The following is a 3,001-nucleotide window of genomic DNA, read 5'->3' on the forward strand; positions in this document are numbered from 1 at the left end:
AATTTATATAGAGATTTTCTTGATGAAAATGAACCCTACAAAATAAGTCTTGTTAGTCCAGAAACCAAAGAAACCTTAACAGACGGACTATTTGTATTCCACAACCCAAATGCAAAAAAAACGCTATCCTTAGAAGCTTTCCAAGGCCTTGGCGTTACACAATATTATTGTGAAAATGTGACCTTAAAAAGAACCGGAAATCCCAACCCCACGATAGCACGAATCAATATTCCTGAACAATTTATTAATCTGGCAGGAAGACATATAGAGGAAAGTCTATTCACTTATAATTCAATCCCTAAATGCTTTTTAAATAAGTTTGTTTGATTTACACATAAAAAGCGCACCTCCAATTGTTATTTGTATCTAACAATTAGAGGTGCGCTTCAATTAAAAAACTGATTTTTTCTACTTCACATACACATAGGYTTCATTWGCTGTTACATAGTATGTTTTACCTTTACTATTGTGCACTTTATATTGTGGCGAACCGTTAACACTTACTTTCGCATCAACTGTGAACCCTAAACCAGCATCTACAGTTCCAACAACATCTTTATCCTGCCAAGATAGAGCATCGTAGAAACGTAGGTTATTAACTTTAGAAACAACGCGTTTTCCTACAATAGATGAATCCGCTGTGCTTTTCTTACTAAACTTCACATAAGATGGATCGTTTTTAATCCATTGCTCACCGCCAAGATTTAACCAACCATCCTTTTCGCCCCACACAATATATGATTCTGATTTGTTTAACTGACGAATTTTAGAATAGCTTGTACCTGGTCCTTTACGTAAGTTAACGTTCTTACCCTCGATATAAGCAATACCATCTGTTACAGCTGTTGGTACTTCGGCTGGTTTAGATGGTTTCTCAGGCACAGAAACTTCTGCACTAGAATTATTGTATGCACGTTGTACATCTGCTCTAAATTGCGCTTCAGATACGCCGTGAGATTTTAAGTAATCAAGTGGATCTTCATGATCTGTACCGCCAAAATACTTCGTTACGTCATAGTGAGTCCATAATCCTTTTTCAACAGATAAACCACGGTCACGTAGGATTTTAGCTAGTAACTTCACATATTTATCATAGCTGCGTTTAAATTTAGTGTAGTCCGCTGTTTCGCAAAGCTCTACGTGCACAAAGCGTTTGTTTGCACCTGGTCCCCCACCATAAGCAATGTATTTAGTATCAGCAATTTGAATCGTTTCATTCCAGTCTACCGCATAGTGAACAAATGCATTTCTCCATGTACGAGTTTCGTATTTTTGAATATTAATAGCTGGAGCTTCTGGAGTTGCCGTTGAATGAGCAACAACGCCTTCATAAGCACCTACGCCATAACGGTATGGTTGTTTTGGTAAATCAGGAATAATAAGCATTCTATCAGCAAAAGCACTTGTTGCAAAAGAACCAGCAAGCACTAGAATCATAAGAAACGAGGTAATATGTTTCATTGTCTTTTTCATTTAGCATCAACATCCTTTTTCATAATTTTTGTGTGGTCAAATAATCCACTTGCTGACAGTCCAATGATGATTCCTTGAAATACATTTGTTTTGATGTCTCCGTCCAAAAATAAAACGCCTAGCACAATGCCAAGCGTTAAATTCAATAACGGAACATATTTTGTTTGTAATCCAATTGTTTTCCCAATTTGCGAAAGACCTACCACAATGCCAATCATTACTGTAATTTCAAACATTACACACCACCTCCTTTCAAGAAGAAAGTAAGAGCTGCCCCAACAAGTCCGCCCACAATAAGTCGTAATATCCAGGTGGTATTGGCACTGATTTTATCTAGCTGTTTATTGATATTGATAATATCTTTTTCGTTACCGGTTGTTCGCATCTCTAAACCTTTAATTTCTAAACGAATGTCCTTGATATCTTGCTTGATTTCTTGAACATCGCTTCTTACTTCTTGTAATCCTTCCACTTTGACCACCTCATTTCAAAATAAAAAGAGAGACTCTTGTCCCTCTTTCGCAAATACTTTTATACTCACACCCTAAATTCCACCTTTGAGTATCAATCCCAAAACTGCCATAACTATAGCGCTAATAACAAGTCGTAAAATCCATGTGGTATTCAGACTGATTTTTTCTAATTGTTTATTGATTGTAGAAATATCTTTTTCATTTATAGTTGTACGAGTTTCTAGGTTACGAATATCTCGCATGATTTCTTTTTGTTCTGCTTTTAGGCTGTCGATTTTTGCATATACGTCTTCCATACATTCACATCCTTTTTTCGAAAAATCTTAATAAAGCAATCTCTATATCCTATGAGACAACCCTATTCGTTGTGAATTTATGAAGGACATTTTTATACCAAAGCCGTATTTTGTTCAAAATAAAAAACAGCTTATGGCTGCTCTGGTTTCTTATCAATTAATTGTTGTAGTAATAATTCTTCTAACTTTGCTATTCTGTCTTCCTGACGAACTACTAAATCCTTTAAGTCGTAAAGTTGATCCTGGATGAAAACTTTCTCGCGTTTTTCTGCTTCAAGCGCTTGTTTTACCATTCCAATATCAAACTGCATATTGTCTGCTTTCCAGTCTAATTCTTGTACCGATTGCATTGTAATAGAAACAGAACTATATAATGTGACTGCATTTTTTTCTGGTGTTGTAAATACACTATCAGAATCCTCAGCGATCATACCATAGTATACAGGCAATACATCAATTTCACCTGCATTGTACTTTTCAACGTCAGAAATCATATTGTATTTTTTAATACGTACAGAGTTGAGTGTTTGTAGCGCAGAGAACTTCAAATCTTCAATGTTTGTTTTGATTTTACGAGATGAGTTAGGAATAAATTCCCTGGCCCATACGCCTCCAGTTACTGAGATGTTTTCTTTTGCTCTTAATGTTCTTAATTCTATATCTCGCCATCCATTTCCTAACGTATCTTTAATCTGTAATCCGGTGTCGTAACCTGATACAAGGCTTGATCTTATCATTACTCTTCCGAGGACTAAATCA

6 protein-coding genes are annotated in these 3,001 nt (G+C 35.8%); 1 reads left to right on the top strand and 5 read right to left on the bottom strand.

All coding sequences use genetic code 11. From position 1 onward, the window contains the following. On the top strand, positions 1–327 hold a 327-nt coding region (locus AC1DJR_RS24185; RefSeq protein WP_477003689.1), incomplete at its 5' end, for a hypothetical protein. Between the two features lie 81 nt (positions 328–408). On the opposite strand, the gene AC1DJR_RS24190 is transcribed toward AC1DJR_RS24185, so the two are convergent. The 5 genes from AC1DJR_RS24190 to AC1DJR_RS24210 form a co-directional block, all read right to left on the bottom strand. Next, positions 409–1,473, bottom strand: coding sequence for an N-acetylmuramoyl-L-alanine amidase (locus tag AC1DJR_RS24190; protein ID WP_477003690.1), 1,065 nt, complete (start codon positions 1,471–1,473; stop codon positions 409–411). Continuing rightward, entirely contained in the window at positions 1,470–1,709 is a 240-nt protein-coding gene (locus AC1DJR_RS24195) for a hypothetical protein (RefSeq protein ID WP_016108980.1), read from the bottom strand. The genes AC1DJR_RS24190 and AC1DJR_RS24195 overlap by 4 nt, the downstream gene beginning before the upstream one ends. Then, positions 1,709–1,945, bottom strand: coding sequence for a hemolysin XhlA family protein (locus AC1DJR_RS24200; RefSeq protein WP_240379936.1), 237 nt, complete (start codon positions 1,943–1,945; stop codon positions 1,709–1,711). The genes AC1DJR_RS24195 and AC1DJR_RS24200 overlap by 1 nt, the downstream gene beginning before the upstream one ends. A 72-nt stretch (positions 1,946–2,017) precedes the next feature. Further along, positions 2,018–2,242, bottom strand: a complete 225-nt coding sequence (locus AC1DJR_RS24205; RefSeq protein ID WP_002066685.1) for a hemolysin XhlA family protein — start codon at positions 2,240–2,242, stop codon at positions 2,018–2,020. A 131-nt stretch (positions 2,243–2,373) separates the two neighbouring features. Then, on the bottom strand, positions 2,374–3,001 hold a 628-nt coding region (locus tag AC1DJR_RS24210; protein WP_477003691.1), incomplete at its 5' end, for a tail fiber domain-containing protein.

The organism is Bacillus sp. 05T31 (assembly GCF_056396725.1).